Raw genomic sequence first — 13,848 nt, 5'->3', positions numbered from 1 at the left:
TTTTCATGTCCGCACAGCGTTAAAACCCGATCCACAAGCCAAAGTCAGGTGAAAACCCGACATGCAGGCCCGTTTTCCGACAATTCCGATCAGGAGATTTTCAGAACGAGCTTTCCGATATGGCCAGAACTTTCTATCCGCGCATGTGCCTTGGCGGCCTCTGCGAGTGGAAACTCGGAATCCATGACAGGCGCTACACGGCCCGATGCAAGCAATGGCCAAACCTGATTTCGCAGTTCTTCTGCGATCCGTGTTTTCGCAAGGTCGGACTGAGGTCTGAGGGTCGAGCCAGTCAAAACAAGACGCCGCATCATAATCTGCGCGAAATTAAGGGCAACCTTCGGTCCCGTCAGGAACGCGATCTGAACCAAACGTCCTTCGTCCGCCAGCGCCTTTACATTGCGTGGGATGTAGTCCCCGCCCACCATATCAAGGATAAGGTTCGCCCCGCCTTCTGCACGCAGAACTTCGACAAAATCGTTTTCTTTATAATTTACGGCCTGCTCCGCGCCGAGAGTGCGGCAGGCTTCACATTTTTCTTCTGACCCGGCTGTTGTAAAAACCCGAGCACCGAAGGCACTCGCGAGCTGAATCGCTGTCGTGCCGATACCGGAAGACCCGCCATGGACGAGAAAGCGTTCCCCAGCACACAATCCGCCGCGCATAAAAACGTTGGACCAGACGGTGAAAAATGTTTCCGGCAGGCAGGCCGCCTCTTTCATACCCATACCCTCTGGCACGGGAAGCGCATGGGTTGCTGGTGTTTTCACATACTCGGCGTACCCGCCACCGGGCAACAGGGCGCAAACTTCGTCGCCCACGGCCCATTCGCTGACACCTTCACCAATCGCTGCAACATGGCCTGCACCTTCCAAACCCGGCAGATCGCTTGCTGTCGGCGGCGGCGCATAACTTCCGGCCCGCTGCAACGCATCCGGGCGGTTCACGCCAGCATAATTAAGGCGAATCAATATCTCACCATATTTCGGCACAGGAGTGGGACGGTTTGTCAGTTTCAGAACGTCGGGGCCGCCGGGCGTAGTTATTTCTACGGCGCGCATTGTGTCAGGAAGCGTCATGGAGTCTCTTTCACATCATCAGCCCATTGGCCGGGTACATCTTGCATCGGGCGCGCAGCAGGTGCGCGAACCCGACCTAAAGTCGCTTCAAACATCCGGCTGATCAACGGGTTTTTCTGCATAGTGGCTTTAAATTTTTCAAACTGCATTACATCTTCGATCCGACGATCCAAAAACGCCCAAGTCGCAGTGTGACCTTGTGTTTCATCCCCAAGCCAGAACAGAACGGTCGAGCCGTATACCGCGGAAAGCGTTGCGCGTTTCGTATACCAGTTCACATCGTCTGAACTGTCACCGAGCTTCATCCATATCGCATCTGCAGTCCCCCAAATCAGTTTCGCACCATCCGCCGCATACTGCGGTAGTGAAAACAATGCGGAACCGCGCCTTACAAGGTCTTTGTCATCGATAGCTTCCAGTCTGAAACGCACCGCAGCGGCGATTTTATCCCGAAATCGCAGGTCAGTAAGATCTTCTGTACCCAGACGCTCCACCATTGCCGCGTCACCCGCTTTGTGAAAGGCGATCGCAAGATCGACAGCCCCCCTTGGACACAGTGAACGCGCAAGCGAGATATCCACACCCACATCATCCGCTGCGGCCTTGAAGGTTGCATCGCTCCACCCATCAAAGGCAACATGGGGCAAAGCAGCGGCGAGCAAGTCGTCAATTATTGGATTTTTGTTTTGCATTTTCAGTCTCAATCTTGGGTCTGTTCCAGTAGTAGACAAGTCTGCACCGCTTTGCTATACGGCGGCTTCCTGCAATTTTTGCAAACTCAAACTTAGAAAGGTGGTGAAAACCACATGCAGGTCAGTGTTCGCGACAACAATGTCGATCAGGCGCTTCGTGCCCTGAAGAAAAAGCTGCAACGCGAGGGTGTCTTTCGCGAGATGAAACTCCGTACAGCTTACGAAAAACCGTCCGAGAAAAAAGCACGTGAGAAAGCCGAAGCAATTCGGCGTGCTCGCAAGCTGGCTCGGAAAAAAGCACAGCGCGAGGGAATGCTCTAAGCGTCCGCTTTTTTGTGAACCTGGGTAGCTTCGGTTGCCACTTAATGACCCCCGCGGCCTCGCCCCGGGGGTTTTTTGTATCCCTAAGGCAACACGTGTTGCAAGCGCCGGAGCCTCCGGCGGGGATATTTAAGGAAAAAGGTTTGGTCAGACTGGCAAAGCCGTTGTCTTGCAAACCGTGCGCAACGCAAAGCTAGACTGCATCTGCGCAACCCCGGGAAGGCGCGCGAGATAGCGGCGGTGAATCTGAGCAAAATCTTCAGTGTCGAGCGCGACTACTTTCAACAAATAATCAGCGGTGCCTGCCATAAGGTGACATTCCAGAACATCGGGTATTTTGGCAACCTGACGTTCAAATGCGTCAAGAACTTCATCTGCCTGCCCCGAAAGCGTAATTTCCACAAAAACGGTGGTCGGCCGACCCAGTTTGCGCGGGTCAAGAAGTGCAACATAGTCTTTTATGTAGCCATCCGTCTCTAACCGCTGCACACGGCGGTGGCACGCAGAAGCCGAAAGATTGACCCGCTCCGCCAGTTCAGAATTTGACATACGTCCGGTCTTTTGTAACTGAATCAGGATACGACGATCTATGCTGTCCAAGCTCATAACGCGCATTTTTCTTTCAAAAAAGTATAATATTTTAGATGATACATCGAAAAATAATGATTTGCATCATTGTTTTTCCCAAACAATTGCGCTGAAACCTCGACAATATGGCAAGCAGTTAGACAGGGAGGAGAACCCCATGAAAATCGGTTGCCCAAAAGAGATCAAACCACAGGAATTCCGTGTTGGCATCACACCAAATGCAGCACAAGAGGCCGTAGGCCGCGGCCACAGCGTTGTCATTGAAACAAGTGCCGGTGTCGGTTCAGGTTTTAGCGACGAAGATTATGTCGCTGTTGGCGCCAGTATTCTTGGCACCGCAGAGGAAGTGTTTGCCACCGCAGACATGATCGTAAAGGTCAAGGAACCTCAGCCTGTAGAGCGTAAAATGCTACGCGAAGGGCAGTTGCTCTTCACATATCTGCACCTCGCCCCTGACCCCGCGCAAACCAAAGACCTTCTCGAAAGCGGCGCGACTTGTATCGCATATGAAACAGTGACGGATGACCGGGGTGGTCTGCCGCTGCTTGCCCCGATGTCCGAAGTTGCCGGGCGGCTCGCGCCACAAGTTGGGGCGTGGACGCTGCAAAAGGCCAATGGTGGGCGTGGTGTTTTGATGGGTGGCGTACCTGGTGTTGGTCCGGCACGCGTTGTCGTTATTGGTGGTGGTGTCGTTGGCACACATGCAGCAAAGGTCGCTGCCGGTATGGGCGCGGATGTGACTGTGCTTGATCGGTCTCTGCCTCGCTTGCGCTATCTTGATGATGTCTTTGGCGGCTTGTTCAAGAACCAGTATTCCTCCGCAGGAAGCACGATCGAACTTGTTCGTCAGGCTGACTTGGTTATTGGGGCCGTGCTCGTTCATGGTGCGGCTGCACCAAAACTGATTTCACGTGCGCAGTTGTCTGAAATGAAGCCGGGTGCTGCAATTGTCGACGTGGCAATTGATCAGGGTGGTTGCTTTGAGACATCGCACGCAACAACGCATCAGGATCCGATTTATGATGTTGATGGCATCATGCACTATTGCGTTGCAAATATGCCTGGCGCAGTGGCCCGTACGTCAACCATTGCCCTTGGGAACGCCACGTTGCCATTCATGCTGGCTCTTGCGACCAAAGGCTGGAAGAAAGCCTGTGCAGACGACAAGCACCTGCTGAACGGTCTGAACGTGCATGCTGGCAAACTCACCTATGCAGCCGTCGGAGAGGCACTTGGCCTTGAGACAGTGGACGCCAGTTCTGTTCTTTAAAACAGATAAATAATGAAAAACGGCCAGCTTATTCTGCTGGCCGTTTTTCATCGGAGGCTTACTTTTTGAGCGAGTCGCGGATTTCCATAAGGACATCCAGCTCGCTGGGGCCCGGATCAGCCACTGGTGCCTCTTCTTCTTTCTTCTTTGCGCTGTTTACTGCTTTGACGAGCATGAAGACAACAAATGCGATAATCAGAAAATTGATGATGGCCATAATGAAATTGCCATAAGCAAATACAGCGCCATCTTCGCCTTCGCCCAGTTTTACACCCATACTGGAAAAGTCGATACCACCTGTAAACAAACTGATGATCGGGTTAATCAGGTCAGCCACCAGCGACCCGACAATTGCGGTGAACGCCGCACCGATAATGATTCCAACGGCCATGTCCATGACGTTGCCCTTGGCGATAAAATCTTTGAACTCATTTAACATATTTGCATCCCTTGTCCTGTTCGGTGCGCCGGTCTTCTGGTTCTGTTCGCCTGCGCACGGCAACTATGCACATATCGCTAGTAAATTCGAGTAGGTCTCGGGGAATTCATACCTACATCTCCCCCTAAGTGAATTAAGGAGATTTAACATGAACGCGCTTGGCAACTTCCCAATTACAAAGCGTTGGCCCGCCGAAAATCCCGAAATATTGCAGCTTTATTCGTTCCCCACCCCGAACGGGGTAAAAGCATCAATCATGCTCGAAGAGATAGGCCTGCCATACGAGGCTCACCGGATCACGCTTTCAGATGCCGATGTGAAAAGCCCTGAATTCCTGTCACTCAACCCAAACAACAAGATCCCGGCTATTGTAGATCCGAATGGCCCAGACGGCGCACCAATTGGCTTGTTCGAAAGTGGCGCGATCCTGATTTACCTTGCAGAGAAATCGGGCAAGCTTCTTCCGGCTGACACAGCTGGGCGCTATCAGGTTCTGCAATGGCTAATGTTTCAAATGGGCGGCGTTGGGCCAATGTTTGGCCAAATGGGATATTTTACCAAATTCGCAGGGTCGGAAATCGATGATCCTCGCCCGGCAAAACGTTACATTGACGAATCCAAACGCATTATTGGCGTGATTGACCGGCAACTCGAAGGTAGACGCTGGATTTCCGGCACCTACTCCATTGCCGATATTGCCATTGCACCCTGGCTGCGTACCGTGCGTGATTTTTACGAAGCTGGTGAAGCGGTAGGTTGGGACACTCTCAAAAACATACCTGCATACCTTGATCGCTTTTTGGAACGGCCTGCCGTTCAGGCCGGGTTTGTTCAGCCCCCGCGTGAAGAAATCATAACGACTGCTGCGTAGATAAGGTTCAGCCCGGCAAGCTGCCGGTCAAAACGTAACGCAGTATTTCAACAACCTGACGCGGCTCCTCGGCAACAGCCAGGGCAGCCGCGTCAACCTCTTTAAGCGCATGGCTGTGATCCGGCCCATGCAGAACAATCAGCGATTTGCCCAGTGCGGCGGCGTATCCTGCGTCAAAGGCTGCGTTCCACTGTTTGTATTTTTCACCAAACCGCACAACTACCACGTCTGCATCCGTAATTCCTTTGCGGGTACGGATCGCATTCACTTTTGCGCCTTTGTTATCATACCAGAACTTGTTTGGCTCGGCCCCCAGAATCGCAACACCACAATCATCAGATGATTCATGATCGGTCACCGGGCTGTCAAAACTAACATCCAGCTTTGCCGCCCCCTCAATGATCTGCTCGCGCCAATCGGTATGAATTTCACCTGACAGATAAACCTTCAGCATCTCGCGTTCTCCCTAAAAGGGGGTTACCCCTTTCTTTTTCCTAAAAATATCCCCGCCGGAGGCACAAAGCCTATCCGCGCAAAACACCGCCCGTTGCCTTGGCGACTTTCTCAACGATCCTCAGTCCAACCGCCTCGATATCTTTCTCGGCAAGGGTTTTGTCTTTGGGTTGCAACCGCACCGTTATCGCGAGCGATTTCTTGCCTTCTCCCAGCTGCGCCTCGGCCTTTTCGCCTGTGAATTCGTCAAACAACCGAACGCTTTCAATCAACACCTTATCGGTGCCAGCGGCGGCATTCACCAGCGCCAGCGCTTCAACATCCTTGTCAACGACAAAGGCAAAGTCACGCTCTACTGCCTGAAGGTCGCTGATGGCCAATGCTGAACGGGTCGCAGATTTGTTTTTAGGGAAGGGTGGTTCTTCGAGGAACACGGTGAAGCCGACAGCAGGGCCTTTTACATCCATCGCAGCCAGTACTTTAGGGTGAATTTCACCAAAGACCGCCAGCACCTTTTTAGGTCCCAGACAAATCTTGCCACTACGCTCCGGATGCCAGAAATCCTGCACACCGCGCAATATCTGTACTTTTGCGGGTGCGCCGATCGCTGAAAGCACCGCTTCGGCGTCCGCTTTCGCATCATAAATATCGACGGGGCGGCGGCTGCCGTGCACGTCTTTCGCGTTTGTGTGGCCAACCAAAATACCTGTTGCTAAAAGATGCTGCTCCCCGGGCTCACCACCATGAAACGCTGGCCCTACTTCAAACAACGCAAGGTCCATGAACCCACGTGCCTGATTACGTGCAGCCGCTTGCAGCAATCCGGGTAAAAGTGCGGGACGCATATGGCTCATCTCGCTGGAAATCGGGTTGTCCAGCATCGTTGCAGTGTCACCACCGCCAAACAATGCGGCACTTTCCTGATCGATGAAGCTATAGGTCACGCATTCATTGTAGCCGAGCGCCGCAGACGTTCGCCGCGCCATGCTTTCGCGGTTTTGCATCGGGGTCAGAATGGCTTTGGGCACCCCAACCGAAGCCCGCGCCATTGGCCGTCCTTCCAGTTTGGTCAGCGAGGCGACGCGCGCCACCTCTTCCACCAGATCGGCGGAGCCCTGTACATCAGGCCGCCAACTCGGCACATGCGCCATGTCACCATCAAGCCTGAAGCCAAGTGCTGTGAGTGTCTCGCGCTGCGTATCGGCAGCAATCTCCATACCAACAAGCGATTGCACGCGATCCGTATCAAGCTTGTAAGCCCGCGAGGTATCGGGCACCTCACCTGCAACCACAACGTTTGAGGCTTCGCCACCGCAAAAATCGAGTATCATCTGCGTCGCAAGCTCAATCGCCAGAGCGTTAAACGCGGGGTCGATCCCGCGTTCGTTCCGATACCGCGCATCGGAATTGATTTTGAGCACCCGTCCAGTTTTTGCGATCTGGATCGTGTCCCAGACAGCAGCTTCAAGAAACACATTTTGGGTTTCAGTGGTGCAACCGGTGTGCAATCCACCCATGATACCGGCAATGCTTTCGATACCATTGTCATCCGAAATCACGACCATACCTTCAGACAAGGTATAGTCCTTCTCATCCAATGCTGTCAGGGTTTCGCCGCCTTTCGCGCGATGCACCCGAAGGTTGCCCTGCACTTTGTCCGCATCAAAAACGTGCAGAGGGCGGTTCTGATCCACGGTGAAAAAGTTTGTAATATCAACAAGCGCCGAGATTGGCCGCAGCCCAATCGCCCGCAGCCATTTTTGCAGCCATTCGGGGCTTGGGCCATTTTTCACGCCTTTAATCAGGCGACCCATGAAAACCTCGCAACCGTCTGTGCGGGTATCATCGTCAATGCTGACAGTGATCGGGCTGTCGAATGTGCCTGCCACATTGGCTGTTGGTGCGGGCTTCAATGTACCAAGACCACGCGCTGCCAGATCACGCGCAATACCACGCACACCCAGCGCATCCTGACGGTTTGGTGTAATCGCAATATCAATCACGGGGTCCACTTTGGCCGGATCAGTTTCTGCAAGGTAGTCGACAAATTTCTGACCAACGGTGCCGCCTGACAGCTCGATAATCCCATCGTGCTCGTCAGACAGTTCCATTTCACGCTCTGACGCCATCATGCCGTGGCTTTCGATGCCGCGGATTTTGCCGATCTGAATGGTGGTGTCGATGCCGGGCACGTAGGTGCCGGGTTTGGCGACAACAACGGTAATACCTTCGCGCGCGTTTGGTGCACCACAGATGATCTGTTTCACACCTTCATCGGTTTCCACCTGACACACGCGCAGCCGGTCAGCATCGGGGTGTTTCTCTGCCGATTTCACATAGCCAAGGGTAAACGCGCCCAGCGTATTCGCAGGGTTCATTACCTCTTCCACCTCAAGACCAAGATCAGTGAGGGCATAAACGATGTCATCAAGGCGCACCTCGGTATCGAGGTGTGTTTTCAGCCAGGAGAGTGTGAATTTCATAAATCGGTCTCCGCATGCTCTTCGAGCAATATTTATCATGGCAGGCGTTCAACCTGTCCAAAGTTCCCCGTGCGTTTAACGGATATTACCGGGAACGAAAAGGCCCGCTTAGCCCGGATCACGGATCAGGCTTTGGCACATGCAATGAACACCGCCGCCGCCTTGGGTGATCATCGACAGATCAGGGTCATAAACCGCAAAACCATGCGCCTTCAGCGCGGCCTTCAGCGTTTTGGAACCCTCGGGTAAAAGAACCCTGTCGTCACCCAGTGCGACGACGTTACAGCCAAGCTCCATGGTTTCCTGAAACGGTACCGGGATGATCTCTATATTCTTTGCGCGCAGCCATTTCACGATCTCGGGGTCGGTGCAGTCCAGACATACGGCAGCCAGTTTAGGCGCCAGCATCACCACCATAATGTCGATGTGCACATAAAAGGGGTCGATGTCGGCCAGTTTCACTTCCCAGCCTTCCGCCTCGAACCAGCCTTGCAATTGCAGTGCAGCCTGTTCCTGACTGCGGCCTTCATTCCCTTCCCAGCCGATCAGCACGCAACCGGGTTCAATCACGTTGAAATCGCCACCCTCGAAGGTGCCTGCGGTTATGTAGTCGTAAATCGGGATGCCAAGGCGCTGATAGGTTTCGATCGCGCGAAAGTTTTCGCCGCGCCGCCACCACTGCGCCATGTTGGTGATGATCGCGCCGTAGGGCGTCATGATAGAACTGTCGCGCGCGTAGACCTGATAGGGCAGATGCGGATCACCTGCGTGGGAATGCACCTCTACCCCGGCGGACTGATAAGCAGACACCATTTCCGCAAACTGTGCCTTGGCAGTGTCCAGGTTGAATTCCACCCCGCGCCGCAACGATTTTTTGGAGACAGAGCTTGTTTCCAGCCATTTATAGTTTTCGATTGGGCCGAGAAGGACCGAGCGCAAAACCCCATAGTCAGAATCCGCACCCCAGGCGTTCAGCTTGGATGTGCCGCCGCCTTCACGCCGGCTCCGCAATTGAAATTCTGATGCTGCAACGCGCTGATCCATGCTTGACCCCCTGTCGATGTTTCGGACAGAGCGTCAGCGGTTCAGAGTTATGAGTCAAGCATTCTTAGCGGCTAAGGCCACCGTGCAGCGTTGGCATATCAAGCGCGCTGAACCCGTAGTGGCGCAACCAGCGCAGATCACTGTCAAAGAACGCGCGAAGGTCCGGAATGCCGTATTTCAGCATCGCGATCCGGTCGATCCCCATTCCAAAGGCAAAGCCTTGCCATTTGTCCGGGTCAACGCCACCAGCTTGCAGCACCTTGGGGTGCATCATGCCGGAACCAAGCACTTCCATCCAGTCGTCGCCTTCACCGATACGCAACTGCCCATCAACCCAGGAACACTGAATGTCCACTTCGGCCGAAGGTTCCGTGAACGGAAAATGCGACGCGCGAAAGCGGGTTTTGATACCGTCAATTTCAAAGAACGCTGCAAAGAATTCCTCCAGTACCCATTTGAGGTTTGCCATAGAGATGTCTTTGCCAATTGCCATACCCTCGATCTGATGGAACATCGGTGTATGGGTCTGGTCATAATCCGAACGGTACACCCGCCCCGGTGCGATCACCCGGATGGGCGCACCCGTCTTTTCCATCTCACGGATCTGAACCGGGCTTGTGTGGGTCCGCAACACATGTGGCGGACGGTCATCATCGGCAGCGCGGTGCATGTAAAACGTATCAAATTCCTGCCGCGCTGGGTGATGCGGCGGGATGTTCAGCGCATCAAAATTGTACCAGTCATTTTCAATCTGCGGGCCTTCGGCAACGGTAAATCCCATATCGGCGAAAATCGCAGCAACTTCTTCGGTGACTTGGGACACCGGATGAATGGTGCCTTCACGTCTGCCGCGACCAGGCAGTGTAACATCAAGCCATTCTGTGCGAAGCCGTTCATCAAGCGCCTTATCGGCAAGCCCTGCTTTTTTCGCTGCTAGTGCTGAGTTGATCTCGTCCTTCAGTGCGTTCAGCTTTGGTCCGACGACAAGCCGTTCTTCCGGAGTCATCTTGCCAAGCTCGCGCATTTTCAGCGCAACTTCGCCCTTTTTACCCACGGCTTGCACGCGCAAATCTTCCAGCGACGCCTCATCTGCCGCCCCGGCGATTGCATCCAGATACTTTTGCCTCAGATCGTCCATCCGATCCTCCAGTTTGTTTCGCACGTGCTACCACAAGATTGCCGGAGTTCAAGCCGTTGCTGTTTCTCTGTGAGATTTGAGAGGAAGACTGGCTGCAGGCAAGCGAAGGTGTTTAAAAAGAAAAGCCGCGAGTCCCGATCACGGGCTCGCGGCTAAATCATGTCCCGAAAGAACGGGGTTCTTACGCGAGCGCGGCCTTCGCCTTATCGACGATGGCTGTAAACGCTTCAGGCTCGTGCACGGCGAGATCAGCCAGAACCTTACGGTCGACTTCGATCCCGGCCAGCGAAAGACCGTTGATGAAGCGAGAATAAGTCAGTGCTTCATCATGGCTGCGCACGGCTGCGTTGATCCGCTGGATCCACAAAGCACGGAAATTGCGCTTGCGGTTCTTGCGGTCGCGGGTTGCATATTGATTTGCTTTATCAACAGCCTGGGTTGCGGTGCGGTAGTTTGTGCTACGGGCACCATAATAACCTTTAGCGGCTTTGATGATTTTCTTGTGACGGGCGTGGGTTACGGTACCACCTTTAACGCGTGACATATCGGCTTCTCCTTAGCGATCGTATGGCATGTAGGACTTGACGATTTTCGCGTCAGGTGCGGACAGGGTGGTTGTCCCGCGTGAATTACGGAGAAACTTGTTTGTCCGTTTGATCATGCCGTGGCGTTTGCCTGCCTGACCAGCTTTGACCATTCCGGAAGCTGTCACTTTAAAGCGCTTCTTAGCGCTCGACTTTGTCTTCATCTTCGGCATTTCCGTCTCCTCTTTAAGCGGTTCAGACGCGACTCGGCATGCCAACTTGGCCGGTCGCGCAGTCAGAGAGCGCCGTATATGCGCCAATAGCCTTAGTTACAAGTGAAAAATCGCTAGTTCACCATCATCGAAAAGACCCGAACAAAAGCTGCCGGGATATCCTGGAAGCTGTAGCCGCTGGGTTTCTGAAAAATCGCAATAGCAATCATCACGCCGCTGACCGCGAACAAGAAAAACGCTGCTTTTGGTGCGCGACTTTCAGAAAACGCATTAATAAGCGATGGAAAAGCAAGCCCGGCCAGAACAAGGCCAAATACAAGAAACAGATCAGAGTCCACGTCGCGCCCCCTAAGGCTCAATCATGGAAACACTATTCCGGATCGGTACGAAAAATCAACCTTTCCTCGCAAGGTGCGACACGCAGGATATTTGTTGTTCCCGGTATGTTGAATGGCACCCCTGCAGTGACAACAATCTGGTCTTTTTCAGTCGCATAGCCACCTTTGCGTGCAGCGCGAGCAGCACTTACAACTGCAGATTTAAATCTGTCAACTTCTCCGGTTCGAACGCAGTTGGTTCCCCAGCTCAAACACAGACGCCGGGCTGTACGTTCCAACGGCGTTAAAGCAATGATCGGCACGCGAGGCCGTTCACGCGCGACAAGCAACGCAGTTGTACCCGATTGCGTGAAACAGCAGATCGCCTTGATATCGGTCGTTTCTGCAATTTCACGCGCCGCAGCAACAATGCCATCCGCAATTGTTTTACGGTCTGCCTTGCGACTTGCCTCAATCACTTCGCGATACGTCGGATCACACTCTACCTCTATGGCGACGTTATTCATCGTCATCACCGCCTCGACCGGGTAACTCCCCGCCGCCGATTCAGCTGACAGCATAATCGCATCTGTGCCTTCATAGATTGCGGTTGCAACGTCAGAAACCTCTGCCCGTGTAGGCACCGGACTTTCGATCATGCTTTCCAACATTTGTGTTGCCACGATAACGGGTTTTGCCGCTGCTCGGCACGCCCGAACCAGACGTTTCTGAATAGGCGGTACATTTTGGACCGGCAATTCTACGCCCAGATCGCCCCGCGCAACCATAATCCCGTCAGAGGCTGCTAAAATTTCTGTAAATGCAGTGACCGCGGAAGGTTTTTCAATCTTCGACAAGATCGCAGCCCTGCCTTTAGCCAGTTCTCGCGCTTCCTCGACATCTTCAGGACGTTGCACAAAAGACAACGCCAGCCAATCGACGCCCAAATCGCAGACAAACTCCAGATCTGCGCGGTCCTTTTTCGACAACGCAGCCAGCGGCAACACCACATCAGGGACATTCACGCCCTTTCTGTTTGAAATTGTCCCGCCAACGACTACGCTGCAGTTTGCGAAATCTGCACCGCAGGTATCTACCTTCAAGCGAATCTTACCGTCGTTGACCAAAAGGCTTGCACCTGGTTCAAGCGCGTCAAAGATTTCCTTGTGCGGAAGCTGAACGCGGTTCGCATCGCCTGGTTTGTCGTCAAGATCAAGACGGAACGTCTGCCCCACCTCAAGCTCTTCTTCCTCGTTTGCGAAAACACCGCAGCGTAGTTTTGGCCCCTGAAGGTCAGCCAGAATTGCAATGGGTCTACCCAAGTCTTTTTCAATTTGCCGAATTATGGCGTGACGTGCCCGAATTTCTTCGTGGTCCCCGTGGCTCATATTCAGGCGGAATACATCGGCACCTGCCTCAAACAGTGCCCTTATTGTCTCGTAGTCATTCGATGCCGGGCCCAGTGTAGCCACGATCTTAACATTTCGAAGGCGCCTCATATTGCCCCGTTCCTTGTATTAGTGTGTCATGTCTGGTGAGCCGGCACCTTATATGGCGCAAAATCAGCAACGTGACAACTGGCGCTTTTCAAACGCATTGCGTAAAGAGAATGAGCCGAAATTTTTAACAGAATCATGACGTATCACCAACCAGCCAACTACCACCCGTTTCACATCATCGGCGCAGACCGCCCCGCGCGCTGGGTCGTCACTTGTGACCATGCAACCAACACCGTACCAGCAGAAGTCGGCGGAGGTGATCTTGGCCTGCCCTCCGAAGATATGGCGCGCCACATTGCGTATGATGTTGGGGCCGCTGGTGTTACATGGGCCCTGGCAGAGCTGCTGAATGCGCCTGCAATTCTAAGCAACTTTTCGCGCCTCGTGATTGACCCGAATCGGGGCGAAGACGACCCGACGCTTTTGATGAAGCTTTACGACGGGACAATTGTTCCAGCCAACCGCCATGCAGACGGAGAGGAAATCGAGCGTCGTCTCAACGCCTATTACCGCCCGTATCACGACGCGTTGACCAAATTGATTGCGTCCCGTGAGACACCGGTGATCCTTTCAATCCACAGCTTTACACCTCAGCTGAGCGGGCGCTCGCCACGTCCATGGCACGTCGGGCTTCTCTATGCTGATGACACACGTCTTGCGCTGCCATTGCTGGACCGTCTGAGCAAAGAAACTGATCTTTGCATTGGTGCAAATGAGCCCTATGGCGGGCACCTGCCCGGTGATGCGATTGATCGGCACGCAATCGACAATGGCCACCCGAACGTTTTGATCGAAATCCGTAACGACCTAATCCGGACCGACGAACAACAGGTGGCTTGGGCGGAAAGGCTGGCACCAATCCTTCAGGAAGTTCTTGCCGAGACCGGCCTATAGAAA

16 protein-coding genes are annotated in these 13,848 nt (G+C 53.6%); 4 read left to right on the top strand and 12 right to left on the bottom strand.

Annotated features, from left to right (window positions below):
* Window positions 1-89: 89 nt before the first annotated feature.
* Both MWU63_RS07920 and MWU63_RS07915 read right to left on the bottom strand, forming a co-directional pair.
* A complete protein-coding gene (locus MWU63_RS07920; RefSeq protein WP_247077497.1) occupies window positions 90-1,079 on the bottom strand; it encodes an NAD(P)H-quinone oxidoreductase in 990 nt (329 codons plus the stop codon).
* Window positions 1,076-1,771: a COQ9 family protein gene (locus tag MWU63_RS07915; protein WP_213889288.1), complete on the bottom strand. Its 696-nt coding sequence runs from the start codon at window positions 1,769-1,771 to the stop codon at window positions 1,076-1,078. Before MWU63_RS07915 ends, MWU63_RS07920 begins: the two co-directional genes overlap by 4 nt.
* A 114-nt stretch (window positions 1,772-1,885) precedes the next feature.
* On the opposite strand from MWU63_RS07915, the gene rpsU reads away from it, so the two are divergent.
* On the top strand, window positions 1,886-2,092 hold the full coding sequence (gene rpsU, locus MWU63_RS07910) for a 30S ribosomal protein S21 (protein WP_213889290.1): 207 nt from the start codon (window positions 1,886-1,888) through the stop codon (window positions 2,090-2,092).
* 147 nt (window positions 2,093-2,239) lie between these two features.
* Here rpsU and MWU63_RS07905 read toward each other — a convergent pair whose 3' ends face one another.
* The gene (locus tag MWU63_RS07905; RefSeq protein ID WP_213889292.1) at window positions 2,240-2,698 is read right to left on the bottom strand and encodes an Lrp/AsnC family transcriptional regulator; all 459 of its coding nucleotides are present in this window, start codon (window positions 2,696-2,698) and stop codon (window positions 2,240-2,242) included.
* A gap of 139 nt (window positions 2,699-2,837) precedes the next feature.
* On the opposite strand from MWU63_RS07905, the gene ald reads away from it, so the two are divergent.
* Complete coding sequence (gene ald, locus MWU63_RS07900; protein ID WP_213889294.1) at window positions 2,838-3,950, top strand: alanine dehydrogenase; 1,113 nt, start codon at window positions 2,838-2,840, stop codon at window positions 3,948-3,950.
* Between the two features lie 58 nt (window positions 3,951-4,008).
* Here the strand turns inward: ald and mscL are convergent, their stop codons facing one another.
* Window positions 4,009-4,389: a large-conductance mechanosensitive channel protein MscL gene (gene mscL / locus MWU63_RS07895; protein WP_213889296.1), complete on the bottom strand. Its 381-nt coding sequence runs from the start codon at window positions 4,387-4,389 to the stop codon at window positions 4,009-4,011.
* 148 nt (window positions 4,390-4,537) lie between these two features.
* On the opposite strand from mscL, the gene MWU63_RS07890 reads away from it, so the two are divergent.
* Complete coding sequence (locus tag MWU63_RS07890; protein ID WP_213889299.1) at window positions 4,538-5,260, top strand: glutathione S-transferase N-terminal domain-containing protein; 723 nt, start codon at window positions 4,538-4,540, stop codon at window positions 5,258-5,260.
* A gap of 7 nt (window positions 5,261-5,267) precedes the next feature.
* Here the strand turns inward: MWU63_RS07890 and MWU63_RS07885 are convergent, their stop codons facing one another.
* From MWU63_RS07885 to pyk, 8 genes are all read right to left on the bottom strand, one after another.
* On the bottom strand, window positions 5,268-5,714 hold the full coding sequence (locus MWU63_RS07885) for a YtoQ family protein (protein WP_213889300.1): 447 nt from the start codon (window positions 5,712-5,714) through the stop codon (window positions 5,268-5,270).
* A gap of 70 nt (window positions 5,715-5,784) precedes the next feature.
* Complete coding sequence (gene pheT / locus MWU63_RS07880) at window positions 5,785-8,196, bottom strand: phenylalanine--tRNA ligase subunit beta (RefSeq protein WP_213889302.1); 2,412 nt, start codon at window positions 8,194-8,196, stop codon at window positions 5,785-5,787.
* A 108-nt stretch (window positions 8,197-8,304) separates the two neighbouring features.
* Window positions 8,305-9,240, bottom strand: a complete 936-nt coding sequence (locus tag MWU63_RS07875) for an arginine deiminase family protein (protein ID WP_247077494.1) — start codon at window positions 9,238-9,240, stop codon at window positions 8,305-8,307.
* 64 nt (window positions 9,241-9,304) lie between these two features.
* Entirely contained in the window at window positions 9,305-10,378 is a 1,074-nt protein-coding gene (pheS, locus tag MWU63_RS07870; RefSeq protein WP_213889310.1) for a phenylalanine--tRNA ligase subunit alpha, read from the bottom strand.
* A 181-nt stretch (window positions 10,379-10,559) separates the two neighbouring features.
* Window positions 10,560-10,922 carry a 50S ribosomal protein L20 gene (gene rplT / locus MWU63_RS07865; RefSeq protein WP_213889312.1) on the bottom strand — a complete coding sequence of 121 codons (363 nt, stop codon included), beginning with the start codon at window positions 10,920-10,922 and terminating at the stop codon, window positions 10,560-10,562.
* 12 nt (window positions 10,923-10,934) lie between these two features.
* On the bottom strand, window positions 10,935-11,135 hold the full coding sequence (gene rpmI / locus MWU63_RS07860) for a 50S ribosomal protein L35 (protein ID WP_213889314.1): 201 nt from the start codon (window positions 11,133-11,135) through the stop codon (window positions 10,935-10,937).
* A 113-nt stretch (window positions 11,136-11,248) separates the two neighbouring features.
* On the bottom strand, window positions 11,249-11,473 hold the full coding sequence (locus MWU63_RS07855; RefSeq protein ID WP_213889319.1) for a hypothetical protein: 225 nt from the start codon (window positions 11,471-11,473) through the stop codon (window positions 11,249-11,251).
* 32 nt (window positions 11,474-11,505) lie between these two features.
* Entirely contained in the window at window positions 11,506-12,951 is a 1,446-nt protein-coding gene (pyk, locus tag MWU63_RS07850; RefSeq protein ID WP_213889321.1) for a pyruvate kinase, read from the bottom strand.
* A gap of 135 nt (window positions 12,952-13,086) precedes the next feature.
* Between pyk and MWU63_RS07845 the strand changes: the two genes are divergently transcribed.
* Window positions 13,087-13,845, top strand: coding sequence for an N-formylglutamate amidohydrolase (locus MWU63_RS07845; RefSeq protein WP_213889322.1), 759 nt, complete (start codon window positions 13,087-13,089; stop codon window positions 13,843-13,845).
* Window positions 13,846-13,848 lie beyond the last annotated feature (3 nt).

The organism is Pseudohalocynthiibacter sp. F2068, from assembly GCF_023015645.1.
Taxonomy (GTDB): Bacteria; Pseudomonadota; Alphaproteobacteria; order Rhodobacterales; family Rhodobacteraceae; genus Pseudohalocynthiibacter; species Pseudohalocynthiibacter aestuariivivens.
This window is presented reverse-complemented; position numbering and strand designations above follow the sequence as displayed.

Coding starts and splice junctions, on each gene's coding strand:
- rplT (WP_213889312.1), bottom strand. CDS start 10,922: ATGTCACGCGTTAAAGGTGGTACCGTAACCCACGCCCGTCACAAGAAA.
- MWU63_RS07905 (WP_213889292.1), bottom strand. CDS start 2,698: ATGAGCTTGGACAGCATAGATCGTCGTATCCTGATTCAGTTACAAAAG.
- MWU63_RS07875 (WP_247077494.1), bottom strand. CDS start 9,240: ATGGATCAGCGCGTTGCAGCATCAGAATTTCAATTGCGGAGCCGGCGT.
- rpsU (WP_213889290.1), top strand. CDS start 1,886: ATGCAGGTCAGTGTTCGCGACAACAATGTCGATCAGGCGCTTCGTGCC.
- rpmI (WP_213889314.1), bottom strand. CDS start 11,135: ATGCCGAAGATGAAGACAAAGTCGAGCGCTAAGAAGCGCTTTAAAGTG.
- mscL (WP_213889296.1), bottom strand. CDS start 4,389: ATGTTAAATGAGTTCAAAGATTTTATCGCCAAGGGCAACGTCATGGAC.
- pheT (WP_213889302.1), bottom strand. CDS start 8,196: ATGAAATTCACACTCTCCTGGCTGAAAACACACCTCGATACCGAGGTG.
- pyk (WP_213889321.1), bottom strand. CDS start 12,951: ATGAGGCGCCTTCGAAATGTTAAGATCGTGGCTACACTGGGCCCGGCA.
- MWU63_RS07915 (WP_213889288.1), bottom strand. CDS start 1,771: ATGCAAAACAAAAATCCAATAATTGACGACTTGCTCGCCGCTGCTTTG.
- ald (WP_213889294.1), top strand. CDS start 2,838: ATGAAAATCGGTTGCCCAAAAGAGATCAAACCACAGGAATTCCGTGTT.
- MWU63_RS07890 (WP_213889299.1), top strand. CDS start 4,538: ATGAACGCGCTTGGCAACTTCCCAATTACAAAGCGTTGGCCCGCCGAA.
- pheS (WP_213889310.1), bottom strand. CDS start 10,378: ATGGACGATCTGAGGCAAAAGTATCTGGATGCAATCGCCGGGGCGGCA.
- MWU63_RS07885 (WP_213889300.1), bottom strand. CDS start 5,714: ATGCTGAAGGTTTATCTGTCAGGTGAAATTCATACCGATTGGCGCGAG.
- MWU63_RS07920 (WP_247077497.1), bottom strand. CDS start 1,079: ATGACGCTTCCTGACACAATGCGCGCCGTAGAAATAACTACGCCCGGC.
- MWU63_RS07845 (WP_213889322.1), top strand. CDS start 13,087: ATGACGTATCACCAACCAGCCAACTACCACCCGTTTCACATCATCGGC.